This window comes from Campylobacter showae, from assembly GCF_963515975.1.
Lineage (GTDB): Bacteria > Campylobacterota > Campylobacteria > Campylobacterales > Campylobacteraceae > Campylobacter_A > Campylobacter_A showae_F.
Window position 1 is genome coordinate 80776 of record NZ_CAUPZM010000007.1, and the last position, 16709, is coordinate 97484.

Here is a 16709-nt window from a genome sequence, read left to right on the forward strand (position 1 = left end):
CGTTATTCTAGTTTGTCTTCCAGTTTAGTTCCGAGCCTAACGGCTCTGCCTATCTGAGTAGGCGGCGGAAATTTCTCAAAAGTCATACTTTGCAAGAAATCCCTAACTTTGTTATTAAATTCGCTATTATACGATAACTTTTTTATATCGTAACTAAACGATCCGTCAATGTCGATGACGATCTCAACCTCTGCCTCATCGCTAGAATCAGCCTTATAAGCGCTCCATTTATTCTGCAAAATTCTGCTAATCATGCCGAAATATTCATTGTATTCGCCGGTCATTTGCGACTTTGGAGTTTTGGCAACCTGGTCCAAAGTAAGCGCATTTATCACGTCGCTAGCCTTTTTTTGCTGGCTTGTTATCTGGACTTTTTCAGGTTTTTTGCGACTCTGCTCTTTTGGCTGTTCTTTTTTCTTCGTAACCTTATCCTCTTTTAGCTTAGAGGTATCAATACTACCAAATAGATCCTTTAAATTTGGCTCTTCAACCTTTTTTTCTTCAGGTTCTGGCGGTGCGGGATCTGGCTCAGGCGGCTTGTTTGTGGTGTCCGGTTTAGGTTCTTCTTTTTTAACCTCTTCCTCTTTTTTTACAGGCTGGGGCTTTTCTTCTTTTACGATCTCTTTTTTGGGCTCGGGCGCTTTTACGGTGATGTCGGGCTCGCGCTCAACTATCATAATATCCATAAACGCATCTTTTGTATCGGTGTATTTTTTCGGCTCTTCCTTAAAGTAAGTAAGCTTAATAAAAATACCGCTTATGATACAAAGGTAAAGAAAAGCCGATAGTAGGAAATAGCCGGAGGTGTTAAATTTGAGATCAAATTTATCCATTAGTCTGGAGCGCTACCTTTGTAAAGCCTGCGTTTTTTACGCTCTTTAGAACAAACATCACATCGTCGTATATGAGGCTTTTATCAGCTTTGATGTATACGGGCGAGTTTTTATCGTATTTTGCGCCGATAAGCACGATGTTGTCGGGAAGCTCGCGTAGATCCATAGTGCTTTGATCGATCCTAACCTTTTTTGCAGCATCCACTATGACGGTCAAATCTTTCCTTTGAGCCGAGGATGTTTTGGTTTTTGAGCCGTCCGGTAGTAAAATTTGCTCCTCGTAAACGATAGTAGGCGTCGTAACCATAAGAATCGCTAGCAAAACAAGCATGATATCCACGAGCGGAGTTATGTTTAGCTCCGGAGTTTCGTCGAGATTTATCATTGATCTTCTTTAAGCGTTACGAGGATGTCGACTTCGCGCCTGATGACGCCCATGAGCTCATAAGCTTTTCGTTTGATAAGCAAGCTAAAGGTATAAGCCGGAATAGCTACGAATATACCTGCTCCGGTAGCCACGAGGGCCTCGCTGATAGCTGGAGCGATAACGCCTAGCGAAGCATTTCCTCCGCCTTGACCGAGCTGAGAAAATGTCTCCAAGATGGATACAACCGTACCGAAAAGTCCGATGAAAGGCGAGGTGGAAGCGATAATACTAAGCCAAGTGATACCGCTAGTCGCATTTCTCTCCGAAATACTAACGGCGACCGAAAGCTTTTCTTTAGATACGGAGCCGCTTACGAATCTTTTTAAAACCGAGTCGTTTAGAGTATACTTAGAGCCGCCCATTAGTAGCGACTCAAGCGCATTTTGCTCTTTTTTTTGCCATGAGCCAAGCCCCGCCATACGGGATAAAAGTATGGTAAGGCTTATTATGAAATAAAAAGAGAGCCAACTAAGTACGAATATAGTAATAAAACTACTTCTTGATAAGTAGTTCAAAAAGATATCAAGCCCAGCCACTATCTTGTCCGAGCCATACTATCTAGTTTTGCTACGGCAGCGGCCATAGCGTTATTCTCGCTGCTCATGCTAGCGATCAAATCCTTAGCCTTTTGCAATGAATTTGCTATCTCGCTCTCGGAATTTCCCGACACGTGAACGGCGCCGTCGGCAAGGATGGTCGCCTTGCCCTCGTTTATCTCGGCATATCCCCAGTTTATCGCGACGGCATCATGGCTTTTATCTTCGCTCTCGATGTCTATAACGCCGGCTTTTAAAAGCGATATAAGCGAGGCATGTCCGGGTAAAACCCCAAACTCCCCCTCGCTACCCGGCAAAACTACGCTTTTGATATCGTTTGAAAACACTAAACCCTCAGGCGTAACGATTTCTAAATGTAATTTATTCATTACTTTTTCCTTTAAATTTAGGCTTTAAGTTTTTCAGCTTTTGCTATCGCCTCGTCGATGTTTCCTACCATATAAAATGCGTTTTCCGGCAAATCATCATATTTGCCTTCCAAAATTCCCTTAAAGCCGGCGATATTCTCCTCAAGACTTACGTATTTACCAGGACTTCCCGTAAATACCTCGGCAACGAAGAACGGCTGAGATAAGAATCTCTCTATCTTTCTAGCGCGGTCGACAGTAACCTTATCTTCTTCGCTAAGTTCGTCCATACCGAGGATCGCGATGATGTCTTGAAGGTCTTTATATTTTTGTAAAACCGCCTGCACGCCGCGAGCTACTTTATAGTGCTCACCGCCCAAAATTTGAGGATCCAGCATTCTTGATGTCGAATCAAGCGGGTCAACCGCAGGATAAATTCCCTTTTCCGCAATAGCTCTGTTTAGAACGGTAGTTGCGTCAAGATGCGCAAAAACGGTCGCAGGAGCCGGGTCGGTAAGGTCGTCCGCAGGAACATAAACAGCCTGAACCGATGTGATCGAACCCTTTTTAGTTGACGTAATTCTCTCTTGAAATTTACCCATTTCGCTCGCCAAAGTCGGCTGATAACCAACGGCTGACGGAATACGCCCAAGAAGCGCCGACATCTCTGCACCAGACTGAGAGAAACGGAAGATATTATCGATAAACATCAAAACGTCAAGTCCCATCTCGTCGCGGAAGTACTCAGCCATTGTAAGACCTGTTAGAGCGATACGGTTTCTTGCCCCCGGCGGCTCATTCATCTGACCGTAGCACAAGGCGACTTTATCCAAAACATTACTTTCTTTCATCTCGTGATAAAGGTCGTTTCCTTCACGCGTTCGCTCGCCGACGCCAGCAAATACGGAGTAACCGCTGTGTTTAAACGCAACGTTGTGGATCAGCTCCATGATAATAACCGTCTTACCGACGCCGGCACCGCCGAATAGTCCGACTTTACCGCCCTTTGCGTAAGGAGCTAAAAGGTCAACTACTTTGATGCCCGTTTCAAAAATTTCGCTCTTCGTGCTTTGCTCTTCAAATGGCGGAGGATCGCGGTGAATAGACCATTTTTTGTCAAATTCTACGCCCTCGCCCTCATCAATCAGATCGCCGACGACGTTAAAAATTCTTCCCAAAACTTTTTCGCCGACCGGAACGCTAATAGGCGCACCTAAAGCCGTAGCCTCAAGGCCCCTAGTTAAGCCTTCACTCATGTCCATAGCGATAGTTCTTACGCGGTTATCGCCAAGGTGCGCGGCAACCTCTAGTACAAGTCTATTTTGCTTGCCCTCAACCTCGAAATTTACTTCGACGGCTTCGTTGATCTTGGGTAAATAATCCGTGAAATCGACGTCGACTACCGGACCCATTACCTGAGAAATGATACCTTTCATCCATACTCCTTAATTATTTCATTGATTCGACGCCACTGATGATCTCGATAAGCTCAGTGGTGATAGACTCTTGGCGAGCCTTGTTATACGATAGTTTTAGCTGCGCGACGCGCTCTTTGGCGTTGTTGGTCGCGTTATCCATCGCCTGCATCCTGGCGCTATGCTCGGCCGCGAGGCTATCTACTAAAGCATAATACATACTATACTCGAAATACTTCGTAAGTAGTTCGTTTAAAATTTTACCGTCGTCACTCGGCTCAAATTCCATCAAAGAATTCGTCTCAACTTCGACGAGTTTCGGCGGCTCGACCGGCACGATGTCGTTTATGCGAATTTGCTGAGAGATCATATTATTATAGCCGTTATGTACCAAAATAACTTTATCAGTCGCACCGCTTATAAAGTCGTCTATCGCGTCTTTTATGATATTTTGAGCTTTCTCATAGGTTGGAGACGAGCTCACGCCGACATATTTTTCAAGCAAATTTATACCCTGGAAGCTAAAAAATTCTATACCTTTTTTGCCTACCGCGCGAAGTCTTATCTTTACTTTTTTCGCCTTAAATTCGTTAATCATATTTCTAACGGTTTTGATGGTCTGAATATTAAAACCGCCGCAAAGCCCCTTGTCTGCGGTGACGAATATAATATCGACCTTCTCGATATTCTCCTTAACGTCGAAAAATTTACTCTCGGCGTTTACGGAGCGATATTGATTGATCTTATAGGCGATTTCAGATAAAACTTCGTTGATCTTGAGCGCATAAACCCTAGAGTGACGAGCTGCTTCTTCAGCTTTGCGAAGTTTAGCCGTAGATACCAGCTTCATCGCACGCGTCGTCTTTTGGGTATTTTGGACGCTCTTGATCTTTCGTTTTATATCTTTTAAATTTGACATATTCTAGCCTTAGTTAGCGGCAAACGTCGCTTTAAAGTCTTTTAGCGCCTTATGCAAAAGCTCCTCGATCTCTTTGTCAAGTGCTTTTTTGGTTCGAATTTGTTCAAAAATTTCAGGATATTTCGCCTCTATATAAGGATAAAGCTCAGCTTCAAATTTTGTAACGGCTACGGTCGGAATATCGTCTAGATAGCCTTTTGTACCGGCAAAGATGATAACGACTTGCTTTTCAACGGCAAGCGGGCTATAAGGAGGCTGTTTTAGCACCTCGACCATCCTTTGACCGCGCTCAAGCTGTTTTCTCGAGCTCTCGTCAAGGTCGCTCGCAAATTGTGCAAACGCTTGAAGTTCGCGGTATTGCGCAAGGTCAAGTCTTAAGGTTCCCGAAACTTGCTTGGTCGCTTTTATCTGAGCTGCGCCGCCGACGCGAGAAACCGAAAGACCGACGTTGATCGCAGGACGAATACCTGAGTTAAATAGATCGGACTCAAGGAAAATTTGACCGTCGGTGATAGAAATAACGTTTGTCGGAATATACGCCGAAACGTCGCCAGCTTGCGTCTCGATAATAGGAAGAGCCGTGAGAGAACCTGCCCCTAGCTTATCGTTTAGCTTAGATGCGCGCTCTAGCAAGCGAGAGTGTAGGTAGAAAACGTCGCCCGGATAAGCTTCGCGGCCCGGCGGTCTGCGAAGAATCAAGCTCATTTCGCGGTATGCGACAGCGTGTTTTGAAAGATCGTCATAGATGATTAGAGCGTGGCGAGAGTTATCTCTAAAATATTCGCCCATAGTTACGCCGGCATAAGGAGCTAGATACTGAAGTGCAGCAGCATCGGAAGCGCCTGCATTTACCACGATAGTGTACTCCATAGCGCCGTACTCTTCGAGCTTTTTAACGACTTGCGCGACCGTTGATTGTTTTTGTCCAATCGCTACGTAAATACAAATAACATCTTGACCTTTTTGGTTGATGATGGTATCTATAGCAACTGTAGTTTTACCAGTTTGGCGGTCGCCGATAATGAGCTCGCGTTGCCCGCGGCCGATCGGCACTAGCGCGTCAATAGCCTTGATGCCCGTTTGAAGCGGCTCGTGAACGCTCTTTCTAGCCATGATGCCTTTTGCTTTTTCCTCGACGAATCTAGTCTCGCTAGCTTCGATCGGGCCCTTAGCGTCTATCGGCTCGCCAAGCGAATTTACGACGCGGCCTATCAAAGCATCGCCGACAGGGACGCGTAAAAGTTTAGCTAGGCGTTTTACGCTCGAACCCTCTTTGATACCGTCCGTTTTACCCAAGATAACGATACCGACACTGCTTTCCTCTAGGTTTAGAGCCATGCCTTTTTCGCCGTTCTCAAACTCGACCATCTCGCCGGCCATAACATTTTTTAGGCCGTAAACGTTAGCAACGCCGTCGGCTACGGATATAACCTTGCCCGTCTCGTTTACATCGACGTTAAGGCTGAAATTTTCAATCCTTTCCTTGATGATGGCGCTGATTTCATCTGCTTTTATTTTTGCACTCACGCTTTTTCTCCTTTATATTGCTTTTAATATGTATTCGCTCATTTGGGCTTTTAGCCTATCTACCGAAAAGCTAGCCTCCACGCCCAAATCGTCTAGCTCTATCTTAATACCATTGTAATCGCTTTTTACCGGCTCTAAAATGATTTTTGCGTTAAATCTCTTAGAAAAGCTGTTTTCAAGCTCTGAAATTTGAGCCTGGCTGATCTGCGAGCCGCCGTAAATTTTACCGTAAAAAACATTGTCCATTTTTGATTTTTGCGCTAAAAGCTCCGAAACGATGTTAGGCAAAATATCAAGTCTTTTGTTTTCGCCGAGCAGTTTTATAAAATTTACAAATTTTTGATCCGCCTCACCGACTAAAGATAGGACGAAATCGGCTTTTTGGCTATTTTTTAAATTCGGCGAAACGATGATGTTTTGAAATTTTTCATTTGCGAATGCGTTTGTGATCTCTTGTAACTTAGCGGTAAAGTTATTAAACTCATCCTTGCTAAGGTCGCTAACTAGAGCTTTTACGTATTTTTTTGCGATAAGTTCTTTCATCAGCCGACCCTTTTAAGCATGATATTGATAAGCTCGCTTTGATCCATTTTAACGCTGTCGCTTGCGAAGATTTCATTTAAAATTTCGCCTACGACGGACTTAACCATGCGTCTTTTTTCAAATTCTTTTTGATCTTGGAAACTTTTTTCCAGATTTGCGACCTCTTGTCTAGTCTCTTCTTTGATGCGCTCAGAGATCAAAACGGCCTCTTTTCTAGCGGTCTCTACTAGGCTAGCGGCATTTGCTTTAGCCTCTTCTACGCGTCTTAGAGCGTCGTCTTTTTTGGCTTTTGAGTCTTTTAGTTTTTGCTCGATATTATCAAGTCTTGCCGCAATACCGGCGATTCTTCCCTTATATGCGTTCTTGATAGGGTTTGCTATGAAATAATACAAAATTGCAGCAAAAACGATAAAGTTTATCGTTCTAGGTACGATGTCGTATCCGCCGTCCGCCATCAAAACAAAAGGACATAATAAAAGTAAAATTTTGCTTTTCATATTAAATCCTTGCGAGTTTTGCTTTTAAAGCAGCTTGAAGTTCAGGCAATTTTTGCTGTAAATCAGCTCTAAAATCGCTCTTTTGAGCGTTTAAATTTTGGATAAATGCGTCATAATCGGCCTCCAAAACTCCGCGCTTTTCGCTGACTATCTTAGCGACCGCGTCTTTTGCGGCATTGATAGCCTCCTGCTTTATCTTGCCGGCTTCGTTTCTTGCAGCAGCTATGAGCTGTTCTATCTGCGCTTCGTACACGCCAAGATCGCTCGTATTTTTACTAGCGCTCTCTTCGTCGTTTTTTATCGCATCGTTTCTAGCGTCTATAAATTTAAGTAGAGGCTTGTAAAGGATGGAATTTAAAACGGCGATAAGCCCTAGAAAAATAACTGCCGTTAGGACGACTAGCGGCAAATTAATTTCCAACATCAAATCTCCTTAAAGTTTAATATTTTCTTAAGCATAATAAAACCGTGCTTATTTTACAAAAAAAAAGGATAAAACAAGCTAAATTTAAAGAAATATTTTTATTTTATCTTGTTTATTAGCCTATCGATATCAGCTATTTCATCAAATTCGATAGTGATTTTTTTGCCTTTTATCTTAACCGGTACGTCAAATTTAGAAAAAATCTCTTTTAAATTCGTTAGTCTTTCAAGATATCTTTCATCTAACTTAAGCACTGCTTTGGGCGGCAATTTATTTTTTAAATTTTTTACCAAATTTTCCGTCTCGCGCACGCTAAGGCGCTGCCCGATGATGGTATCGACCGCCGTTTTTTCGTCATTTGGCTCAAGACCTACGATGACTTTAGCGTGCCCTTGCGTTAGTTTGCCTTCTTTTATATATTCTTGCGTCACGGCGCTAAGACTCAAAAGTCGCATCGTATTTGTTATCTGAACCCTGCTTTTGTGGATAATGTTTGCGAGCCCATCCTGAGTGATTTTATATTCGTCTATGAGCTCTTTATAAGAATTTGCAAGCTCGATCGGATTTAGGTCCTCTCTTTGGATATTTTCTATGAGGGCTAGCTCGCGCAGGCTTTGACTCTCGATGTCGGCGACTATAGCCTTTATCTTGCTTTCGCCAAGCAGCTTAGTCGCGCGAAATCTCCTCTCGCCCGCGATCAGCATATATCCGCCGTCTTTTTCTATGACGATGATCGGCTGGATGAGCCCGTGCCTTTTGATACTTTCGCTAAGCTCCCTTAGCGCAGTTTCGTCGAAATTTTTACGCGGCTGATACGGGTTTTCGACGATCAGGTCTAGATCGATATCCTTTACTATATCGCTGTTGCCCTCGTTTAGCTCAGCTTTGTACGCAAGCTCGACGTCCTCTAGTATAGCGCCCAGTCCGCGCCCCAAACTTCTCTTCGCCATCTTCTACCCTAAGATCGAATACGCTAAATTTTGGTACGCTTGCGAGCCGGGCGATTTTATGTCATATAGTATCACAGGCTTTCCAAAGCTCGGGCTTTCGGCGAGTTTTACGTTTCGCGGCACTATGACGAAGTCTCCGTCGCCGTCTTTTGTTTTAAACAGCTTATTTTCAAAATGCTGCTTTAAATTTGCCACGGTTTCCTTAGCGAGATTGTTCTGCGAGCTGTACATAGTCGGCAAAAAGCCTTTTATATTTAGCTTTGGATTTATGGTTTTTTTGATGATTTTGACCGTATTTAAAATTTGCGCAAGCCCCTCTAACGCGTAAAATTCACACTGGATCGGGATTATCACGCTATCGCTAGCGCTTAGGGCGTTTACGGTGATACTGCCTAGCGCCGGAGGACTATCGATGATGATAAAATCATACTGTCCCTCGACCTCTTCGATCTTGCTTTTTAGTATCTTTTGGCAGTCTTTGCTCTGTTCGCTTAGCTCTTGCTCGATGCCCACCAGACCGATGTTTGATGGCGCTAGAAAAAGCGTGGGGATCTCGGTTTTTAGTACGATTTGCGAGAGCTTTTTACGGCCTGTGAGTACGTGATAGATGTTATACTCGTAGTCGTTTCTGCTAAAGCCCATGCCTGTCGTCGCGTTTGCCTGCGGATCGATGTCGATGAGTAGGACTTTTTTTTCAGCCACCGCTAGCGATGCGGCCAAATTTACCGCCGTGGTCGTCTTCCCGACGCCGCCTTTCTGGTTTGCAATGGTTATAATTTCACACATGAGAATTTTCCAAATTTTTGTTTTTTAACTGATTAATTCTACAGAAAACTTACTTTGTCCAAGTTTAGTTTCGGCTTTAAAATTTCTGAAAGAATTTCGCGGCTCGTCCCGGCCGATATTTCGCGAAAATATTAAATTTTACGTTAAATTTAAGCAAATTTATCTGAGCGAAAAAACTCTTCGTCCGTCTATATCCAAAGAGCCGTCAGATAGGAGTTTGGCATCTTTGAGCGCTACCTCTTCGCCCTCAAAATGCGTGATAAATTCTCTCGATTTTTCAAATTCGCTCTCAAATTTTTTAAAAACTTCCGCCCAAGACGGAGCCGCTTGCAGCCTCTTGCAAAACTCCCCAACCGCGGCGCTAGGACTCGCGTCTATATCTAAAATTCCGGCGTTTTCGGGCGCGTTTTTTAGATTTATACCCATGCCGCAAACGTAAATTTCGCCGACCTTCGTCGTTAAAGTTCCGCCTATTTTTTTATCGCCGACGTAAAAATCGTTCGGCCATTTTAGCCAGATTTTCGAGCCGCGAGCCGCGAGAACTTCGCGCATTATCACCGAAAAGTAAATCGACGCCGACTCGCCTTTTAGATCGCCGGGCAGCGCCGTCTCACTCATGCAAAATGAAAAAAATAGATTGCCCTCCAGCCCGCTCCACGTGTTGTTTCTGCTGCCGATACCCTGCGTCTGCTCTTTTGCCACTAGCGCAAAAGGCGGCTGTATTTGGCCGTTTCGCAGCCCTTCGACCAAAACTTTTTGCGTAGAAGGGACGCTATCTGCGAACTCTATTCTCAAATTTTGTTCCTTTTAAATTTGCTGTTTTATTTTACATTGCGAGCGCATTCGTACCGTTAAATTTACAAGGCAAGCTTCGCTCTGCTCAAATTTACGACACTATATCGCCGACGCCAAGGCGCTTACCGTTTAAATACGCGCTAGCGTCCACGGTTTTTTTGCCGGGCTCTTGCACCTTTATGATCTTAACCGCGCCATCATTGCAAGAAACGCAAAAACTGGGCTTACCAACCTGCAGAATTTCGCCCGCGCGTTCAAATTTAAGCCCGCGGGATTCACGCAAAAGCTCTAGTTCTAAAATTTTTAACCCGCTAGCTAGATAAATCCCTGGCCAGGGCGTTAGAGCACGAAATTTATTATAAATTTGCCGTGCGCTTTCCTCAAAACTAAAAAGCCCGTCTGATTTTGCTATTTTTTTGCAGTGCGTAGCCTGTGCGCCCTCTTGCTTAAGCGGCGTCAAATTTGCAAAATTTCGCAGCACGCGCACTATCAGCTCGCCCGCTAGATAGCCGAGCTCGTCAAACAGCTGCGCCGCCGTTTTGTCCTCGCAAGGCGTGTAGGTAAAATCAAGCATATCGCCCGTGTCAAGCCCCGCATCCATCAGCATCGCCGTCACGCCCGTCTGCTTTTCGCCCGCCAAGATCGCGCTTTGGATCGGGCTCGCGCCGCGGTATTTAGGCAGGATCGAAGCGTGCAGGTTTATGCAAGGCGAGATATCAAGGACGCTTTGCGGCAAAATTTTACCGTATGCGGCAACTACGATAAAATCAGGCTTTAAGTCTTTTATCTGCGCTACAACCGCCTCGTCTTTGAGTGTCGCAGGCTGAAAGATCGGCACGGCGGGCAGGTGCTGCTGCGCATAAACTTTAACCTCGCTCGGAGTTAAAATTTGCTTCCTGCCGACGGGCTTATCAGGCTGCGTAAAGACAGCCGCGATCTCAAATTTCGCCCCCGCAAGCGCGCGTAAAATTTTAGCCGCATACTCGGGCGTTCCCATAAAAACTATCTTCATTCTTTTCCTTTAAATTTAGCCAAATCACGGCGCGAGAGATTATGCAGGCGCTAATCGTGCTCGCAATAAATTTTATGCATACCGCAGTGCAAACACGGGTTCACACTCGTGCGCCTTATTTGACGGCGGATTGATTTTTATCCTCGGATCCGTCCGGCCAAGGCCAAAAAGCGCACGGATCTTCGGACCAATAAATCTTTGCAGACGGTTTCGCTCCCAGCTCATCTAGGCTAATCTTGCCGTCACGATTAGCGTCCAACTTCTTAAATTCCGAGTCTGAGCGCAGATTTAGCTCTACTCTCAGCCCAGGCGGCACCTCGCTCGCCGTCCACTCCTGTAAGCTCAGCGCACCGTCGTGATCCTTGTCGTTAAAGTCCATAAAATTCGGCACCGGATCGGCGGGATCGCAAGCGTATGCGCCGAAGCATAAAAATACTAGAATAAAAATTTTATTCATTTCGCCTTCTTAAATTTTATCTTTTTGCGGCGTTTGCGAGCGATAAACATAAAATTTACCCGCATATGCGGGCGCGCTTAAAAGCCCACATTCGTCAAAAACTCTTTAAGGCGCGACTTTTACCGCAGCCTACAACTCCTTTTTAAGTAACTCAAGCAGGTTAAATTTTAGATCGTTTATATTTTGTCCCGTCGCCGAGGATATCGGCATTATGAAAAACGGCTTATTGGCGTTAAATTCATAAATATCTTGTTTAAATTTCATCTCGCCCGCCGTGCGCGCAAGTCCCAAATGCGACAAAAACGCGTCAAATTTTTCCTGCAAATTTTCGGCCGCGTCCGCGCGAGTTAGTGCGATCGCGTAGTCTCTTTTTTCTAGCTCTCCTGAAAATTTCGCCGTCTCGGCCCTCAGCGCGTCAAACTGCTCCTCAAGGCTGCGGTAGTTCGCAAGATCGAGCATAAAAAGTAAAATTTTCGTACGCTCGACGTGTTTTAAAAACTGCACGCCAAGCCCGCGCCCTTCGCTTGCGCCCTCGATAATGCCCGGGATATCGGCCATGACAAAGCCGCTGTATTCGTCCACCTCGACGAGGCCGAGCTTTGGCGTGAGCGTGGTAAACTCGTAGTTTGCGATCTGGGGTTTGGCGTTTGAGACGGTCGAGATTAGCGTGCTTTTACCGACGTTAGGAAAGCCCACGAGCCCCACGTCGGCGATGAGTTTTAGCTCTAGCCGCACCTCTCGCGTTTCGCCCTCAAGGCCTTTTTGCGCGTATTCTGGAGCTTGATTGATCGAGCTTTTAAAGTGCACGTTGCCAAGCCCGCCTTTGCCGCCTTTTAAAAATAGCTCTCGCTGCCCCTCGCTAGTTAAGTCGCAGAGTAGCTCGCCCGTTTGGGCATCTAGCACCGCGGTGCCGGGAGGCACGATGAGCTCGAGGTGTTCGCCTCTTTTGCCGTGCATCCTGCGCCCCGTGCCTGCCTCGCCGTTTTGCGCGCGCATGGCCTTTTTGCCTTTATACGCCGCTAGCGTATGCGTGTTGTTATCGGCGACGAAATATACATCCCCGCCGTCGCCGCCGTCGCCGCCGTCTGGTCCGCCTAAAATCACGTGCTTTTCGCGGCGAAAGCTCACCGAGCCAGCTCCGCCGTGACCTGAACTTAGGGTTAAATTTACGCTATCTATAAACATTTTTTGCCTTAGTTTTTAAAATTTATTCTATTATTTTTAGTTTGTTATTTTGCGAAATTTTCGGATTATATCGGTTTATTGATTAAAATTTGATTTGCCGAAAAGTTCAAACGATTTGCCATGCACCGTTATTTATGCGGATCGTTTGCGGTAAATTTTCACGTTTTGGATCGAATTTCAAAATTTGACGAATAGAACGACGATCGTTTCTAATACGAGATTTTTTGATAAATTTTAAATCTTTTCTAAGAGAGTTGGGATAGCGAAGCTGTTTTGAGCGAGAAAAACTTTTAGATTTCATGAAAATTGGGTTATTTTAAAAAAAAGGGGCTTTCGCCCCAAGGATTACGCAGCAGGATAAACAGAAACTTTTTTTCTATTTTTATCTAGTCTTTCGAATTTAACGAAACCGTCGATTAGCGCAAAAATCGTGTGATCTTTGCCTAGGCCGACGTTGCTGCCCGCGTGAGTAGCGGTACCGCGCTGGCGGATGATGATGTTGCCCGCGCGAACGAATTCGCCGCCGAATTTTTTAACGCCTAAGCGTCGTCCGATACTATCTCGGTTATTCTGGGTTGAGCCTTGACCTTTTTTGTGTGCCATTTCTTATCTCCTTAAGCTGCGATACTTACGACTTTTACGCGTGTGAACTGTCTTCTAAAACCGCGTTTTAGTTTTGAGTCTTTGCGTCTGCGTTTTTTGTAAATAACGACTTTTTTGTCCTTGCCCTCGTTTACGACTTCAAGAACGACTTTCGCACCCTTTACGAACGGCGCGCCTACCTTTACTTCACCGTCGTTTACGCACAAAACGTCCGTAATCTCGACTGATGATTTTGCTTCAGCACTGAAATGGTCAAGCTTAAGATATTCGCCTTCGCTGACGCGATACTGCTTGCCGCCGTGCTTAAATATAGCGTATTTTGACATACTCTACCTTTCTAAATTTGGTAAGACCAAAAAGCGCTTTTAGATTTCAAAAGACTTGGGGAGCTTTGTTGGTTGTAAGAGACGGATAATACCCAAAAATTTATAAATTTTGGTTTAATGTCCTAGCTTTTAAAATTTCATCCGCTAAATTTTCAACCATCGTATTGTGACCCAAGAAGCGTATTTGATCGCTCGGCGAAGGCCCGTCAAAAGGCTGGTGAAGCACGGTTTTAGCCGGCAAAGCGTTTAAAATTTGATTAAAAACGTCAAATTCAGGTGGAAAGCTAAAATACAATTTTGGCTGCGCCGGTTCGCTGCTTAAAAGCCTTTTTGCGTAAATTTCGCTAAAATTTTTAGCTTTCGGCAAGCTAATGCGCTCAAAAATCTCAAAAGGCAAGAGGTAATGCGCCAACGCGTAAAGTCCGTGCGCAAAAAAACTAATCCTCTTTTCAAATTGCGGCGCGGCGGTTCTGGCAACTTTTACGCAAAAATTACTCAAACTCTCACTCATCGCGGCCGCGTCTTTTTCGTGCAAGGCAAGGATGAATTTTACCGCTTCTCTTTCGTTGATAGGCTTTTTAGAGTCCGAAAATCTACGCGCTTTTTTGAGTGCGGGCTCAAGCGATTTTTTTATCGTCCCACAGCAGCGCCGAAACCAGATCGCTCATCACGCACAAAAATCTATATCCGTTCGTGCTGGGCGGCATAGAGTGCATCATTACGTTTTTTACGCCGTCCATGTCGCCGCACGCTAACGCAAGAAACATATGTATCAGTCTCTCGCACTGATCGTATCCGCCCGCGCAGCCGGGCAGTAGCTCGTTTCTAGCGTACTGGAAAACGAGATCGTTTAAAGCCTCTACATCGCCGCTTTCTATATATTTTTCGAGCCAAATTTCATAAGGAATTTGCCGTATCGAAAAAGCCATCAGTTTTATCAGCTCGCGCAAAAACTCGCGCTCGGTTAAATTTTTCTTTTTTAGCTTGGCTAAAACTTCTCCGCACTCGTCCAAAAGCAGCTCGGTTTCGCTCTTTTGCGGTTTTTTAGATTGTGAAAATTTGCGGGAATTCTCCTGTGAGTCTTGCAAAAACGTTTTCATCTACATACTTCCTATTTTTATTTATTTTATCAAAAATTTCTTGCGCCTGGGGCAAATGCGCGCCGTATCTAGCTAGATAGAGCCAGTCTAGCCCTTCGCACGCTGTTTTAGCAAGCGCCCTGCCGCCTTTGGTCGCCTTGGCCGAATACTCCAAAACAAAAGGCAAGGCCGAGTGCGCCGCGTCCTCTTTATATAAAATCCCCGTCATCGCGTAAAATTTAGCGCGGTACTCTTTACTGATAAGCAAACTCGCCAAAAAGCCGTTCTCGCCGCCATTTGCTAAAAACGCGGTAGTTAAAGCCGCATTACCTTGCACGTCTAGGCTTTTAAATTTGACGGCGCATTTTAGGGCGGGGATCGCGCGCGGCGTGCCTAGCTCGCGCAGTGCGACGGCGGCCCAAAGAAGGTCAAATTTGTCCTGAGAACTTTGCAAAACTTCTATCAAATTTGACTCGTCATAGGGGATTTTACGGCTTTTGAAGTGATCCGCGGCAACCTCGTTGCGCGCCCTCATCTGCCCGAACCACTCACTTACGTGATCGTCAAGCTTTTGCATTTTCCTCCTTTAAATTTAGACAATTGTAGCGTAAAATTTAACCTCCTTTTAGGTATAATCGCCCAAATTTAAGCAAATTTGAGCCAAAACGCTCGGCAAGATAAATTTAGGACGAAAATGGCAGGCGAAGACCAAGAAAAAACCGAAGAACCCACCTCCAAAAAGATCGAGGACGCGCGCAAGGACGGCAACGTCCCTAAAAGCCAAGACCTAGCCGGCTTCGTCACGCTCGCGGTCGCGATCTTTGTCGTAGTGGCGCTTCTTGGCTTCATCGGCGATCAGTTTTTCACGCTATATAACTACTATCAAAGCCTCATCGGACAGGAGTTTACGCGCAAACTACTCTTTAGCGTCGCGATCACGACGATATTTCGCACGCTGCTCATCATCCTGCCTATCGCCGTTTGCATCGCGATCGCTGGCGTCGTCGCTAATCTCATGCAGTTTGGATTTATATTTACGACCAAGCCTTTGGAGCCGAATTTAAACAAAATCAACCCGCTAAAAGGGCTCAAAAATCTCTTTTCGCTTAAAAAGCTGATAGACGGCATCAAAATGGTACTCAAGGTCACGGCGGTTTTTACGGTCGGATTTTTGATGTTTTTTAGCTTCATCAAAGAGCTGCCCCATACGCTATTTTTCTCGATGGCGACGCAGCTAGCGTGGCTAAAAGAAAAGATGCTGATTTTAGCCGCAGTGATGCTCATCGTGATGTTTATTATCGGGCTTCTTGACGTGTTTATCGTGCGTTTTCAGTATTTTCGCGACCTAAGAATGAGCAAGCAGGAGATCAAGGACGAGTACAAGCAGATGGAGGGCGACCCGCAGGTAAAAGGCCGCATCCGCCAGCTGCAAATGCGAGCCGCGCGCAACAGAATGATGCAAAATATCCCGCAAGCAGACGTCATCATCACCAACCCGACCCACTACGCCGTCGCTCTTCGCTACGATAAAACAAAGGAAAAAGCGCCGGTGATCCTCGCTAAAGGCGTGGATTTTCTAGCGCTTCGCATCAAGCAAATCGGAGTACAAAACAATGTCAAAATCGTCGAAAATCCGCCGTTAGCGCGCGAGCTATACAAGATGTGCGAGGTGAACGACATGATCCCAGCAGAGCTCTTTCGCGCCGTCGCCGAGGTACTAAGCTTCGTCTATATGAGCGACAAACAAAAATTCGGCGATAGGCTGAAGTGAAATTTAAATTTGACCTTTTGGCTGTAAATTTGAAGCCAAATTCGGAGTCAAATTTGCGCCGCTCAAATTTGAATAAATTTTAGAATTCTACTCGCCGAGACCCGAACCTTTAAAATGTTAAATTTGGTTTGGTTAAATTTGGCATTGCGAGTTTGGCTTTCTTGCGTAAAAAACAACCGTCTAAGGTTGTTTTTTACTTTATTGTAAAGGGGGTGGGGGCTTGAATGGCGAAGTCGCTCCCCACCCCCTTTAATCC

22 protein-coding genes are annotated in these 16709 nt (G+C 45.2%); 1 reads left to right on the forward strand and 21 read right to left on the reverse strand.

Translation table 11 applies throughout. From position 1 onward, the window contains the following. Nucleotides 1–2: 2 nt before the first annotated feature. The 21 genes from RWM02_RS03945 to RWM02_RS04045 all read right to left on the reverse strand — a co-directional run bounded on the left by RWM02_RS03945 (nt 3) and on the right by RWM02_RS04045 (nt 15259). Entirely contained in the window at nt 3–833 is an 831-nt protein-coding gene (locus RWM02_RS03945) for a TonB C-terminal domain-containing protein (protein WP_314069298.1), read from the reverse strand. Next, nucleotides 826–1218, reverse strand: a complete 393-nt coding sequence (locus RWM02_RS03950) for a biopolymer transporter ExbD (RefSeq protein WP_185897940.1) — start codon at nt 1216–1218, stop codon at nt 826–828. The genes RWM02_RS03945 and RWM02_RS03950 overlap by 8 nt, the downstream gene beginning before the upstream one ends. After that, nucleotides 1215–1679: a MotA/TolQ/ExbB proton channel family protein gene (locus RWM02_RS03955; protein WP_338120590.1), complete on the reverse strand. Its 465-nt coding sequence runs from the start codon at nt 1677–1679 to the stop codon at nt 1215–1217. Before RWM02_RS03955 ends, RWM02_RS03950 begins: the two co-directional genes overlap by 4 nt. A 116-nt stretch (nt 1680–1795) precedes the next feature. Continuing rightward, a complete protein-coding gene (atpC, locus tag RWM02_RS03960; RefSeq protein WP_002952434.1) occupies nt 1796–2185 on the reverse strand; it encodes an ATP synthase F1 subunit epsilon in 390 nt (129 codons plus the stop codon). Between the two features lie 17 nt (nt 2186–2202). Next, a complete protein-coding gene (gene atpD, locus RWM02_RS03965) occupies nt 2203–3600 on the reverse strand; it encodes a F0F1 ATP synthase subunit beta (protein ID WP_002947477.1) in 1398 nt (465 codons plus the stop codon). A 13-nt stretch (nt 3601–3613) separates the two neighbouring features. After that, nucleotides 3614–4498 carry an ATP synthase F1 subunit gamma gene (atpG, locus tag RWM02_RS03970; protein ID WP_009494955.1) on the reverse strand — a complete coding sequence of 295 codons (885 nt, stop codon included), beginning with the start codon at nt 4496–4498 and terminating at the stop codon, nt 3614–3616. 9 nt (nt 4499–4507) lie between these two features. Beyond that, nucleotides 4508–6025 carry a F0F1 ATP synthase subunit alpha gene (gene atpA, locus RWM02_RS03975; RefSeq protein ID WP_002952438.1) on the reverse strand — a complete coding sequence of 506 codons (1518 nt, stop codon included), beginning with the start codon at nt 6023–6025 and terminating at the stop codon, nt 4508–4510. 12 nt (nt 6026–6037) lie between these two features. Then, nucleotides 6038–6568 (reverse strand): F0F1 ATP synthase subunit delta, encoded by a 531-nt coding sequence (locus RWM02_RS03980; protein WP_314069305.1) that lies wholly within the window; start codon nt 6566–6568, stop codon nt 6038–6040. Then, entirely contained in the window at nt 6568–7065 is a 498-nt protein-coding gene (locus RWM02_RS03985) for a F0F1 ATP synthase subunit B (protein ID WP_297941738.1), read from the reverse strand. Before RWM02_RS03985 ends, RWM02_RS03980 begins: the two co-directional genes overlap by 1 nt. 1 nt (nt 7066) lies before the next feature. Continuing rightward, entirely contained in the window at nt 7067–7489 is a 423-nt protein-coding gene (locus RWM02_RS03990) for a FoF1 ATP synthase subunit B' (protein ID WP_314069307.1), read from the reverse strand. Between the two features lie 98 nt (nt 7490–7587). Next, entirely contained in the window at nt 7588–8439 is an 852-nt protein-coding gene (locus tag RWM02_RS03995) for a ParB/RepB/Spo0J family partition protein (protein ID WP_122863274.1), read from the reverse strand. A gap of 3 nt (nt 8440–8442) precedes the next feature. Next, nucleotides 8443–9225, reverse strand: a complete 783-nt coding sequence (locus RWM02_RS04000) for a ParA family protein (RefSeq protein ID WP_122863273.1) — start codon at nt 9223–9225, stop codon at nt 8443–8445. A 159-nt stretch (nt 9226–9384) separates the two neighbouring features. Then, nucleotides 9385–10020 (reverse strand): biotin--[acetyl-CoA-carboxylase] ligase, encoded by a 636-nt coding sequence (locus tag RWM02_RS04005; RefSeq protein ID WP_314069309.1) that lies wholly within the window; start codon nt 10018–10020, stop codon nt 9385–9387. Nucleotides 10021–10111: 91 nt separating this feature from the next. After that, complete coding sequence (fmt, locus tag RWM02_RS04010; RefSeq protein ID WP_314069311.1) at nt 10112–11032, reverse strand: methionyl-tRNA formyltransferase; 921 nt, start codon at nt 11030–11032, stop codon at nt 10112–10114. 115 nt (nt 11033–11147) lie between these two features. Further along, on the reverse strand, nt 11148–11489 hold the full coding sequence (locus tag RWM02_RS04015) for an EF-hand domain-containing protein (RefSeq protein ID WP_314069313.1): 342 nt from the start codon (nt 11487–11489) through the stop codon (nt 11148–11150). Between the two features lie 129 nt (nt 11490–11618). Further along, on the reverse strand, nt 11619–12674 hold the full coding sequence (gene obgE / locus RWM02_RS04020) for a GTPase ObgE (protein ID WP_314069315.1): 1056 nt from the start codon (nt 12672–12674) through the stop codon (nt 11619–11621). Between the two features lie 345 nt (nt 12675–13019). Further along, on the reverse strand, nt 13020–13277 hold the full coding sequence (rpmA, locus tag RWM02_RS04025) for a 50S ribosomal protein L27 (RefSeq protein WP_002943616.1): 258 nt from the start codon (nt 13275–13277) through the stop codon (nt 13020–13022). A gap of 11 nt (nt 13278–13288) precedes the next feature. After that, nucleotides 13289–13603, reverse strand: coding sequence for a 50S ribosomal protein L21 (gene rplU, locus RWM02_RS04030; protein ID WP_002947447.1), 315 nt, complete (start codon nt 13601–13603; stop codon nt 13289–13291). Nucleotides 13604–13703: 100 nt separating this feature from the next. Next, nucleotides 13704–14015 (reverse strand): hypothetical protein, encoded by a 312-nt coding sequence (locus RWM02_RS04035; protein WP_314069317.1) that lies wholly within the window; start codon nt 14013–14015, stop codon nt 13704–13706. Nucleotides 14016–14220: 205 nt separating this feature from the next. Beyond that, nucleotides 14221–14703, reverse strand: a complete 483-nt coding sequence (locus tag RWM02_RS04040; protein WP_314069319.1) for a hypothetical protein — start codon at nt 14701–14703, stop codon at nt 14221–14223. Continuing rightward, nucleotides 14648–15259, reverse strand: a complete 612-nt coding sequence (locus tag RWM02_RS04045; RefSeq protein ID WP_314069320.1) for a hypothetical protein — start codon at nt 15257–15259, stop codon at nt 14648–14650. The genes RWM02_RS04040 and RWM02_RS04045 overlap by 56 nt, the downstream gene beginning before the upstream one ends. Before the next feature lie 117 nt (nt 15260–15376). On the opposite strand from RWM02_RS04045, the gene flhB reads away from it, so the two are divergent. Then, nucleotides 15377–16453 carry a flagellar biosynthesis protein FlhB gene (gene flhB / locus RWM02_RS04050; RefSeq protein WP_314069322.1) on the forward strand — a complete coding sequence of 359 codons (1077 nt, stop codon included), beginning with the start codon at nt 15377–15379 and terminating at the stop codon, nt 16451–16453. The last annotated feature ends 256 nt before the right edge of the window (nt 16454–16709 follow it).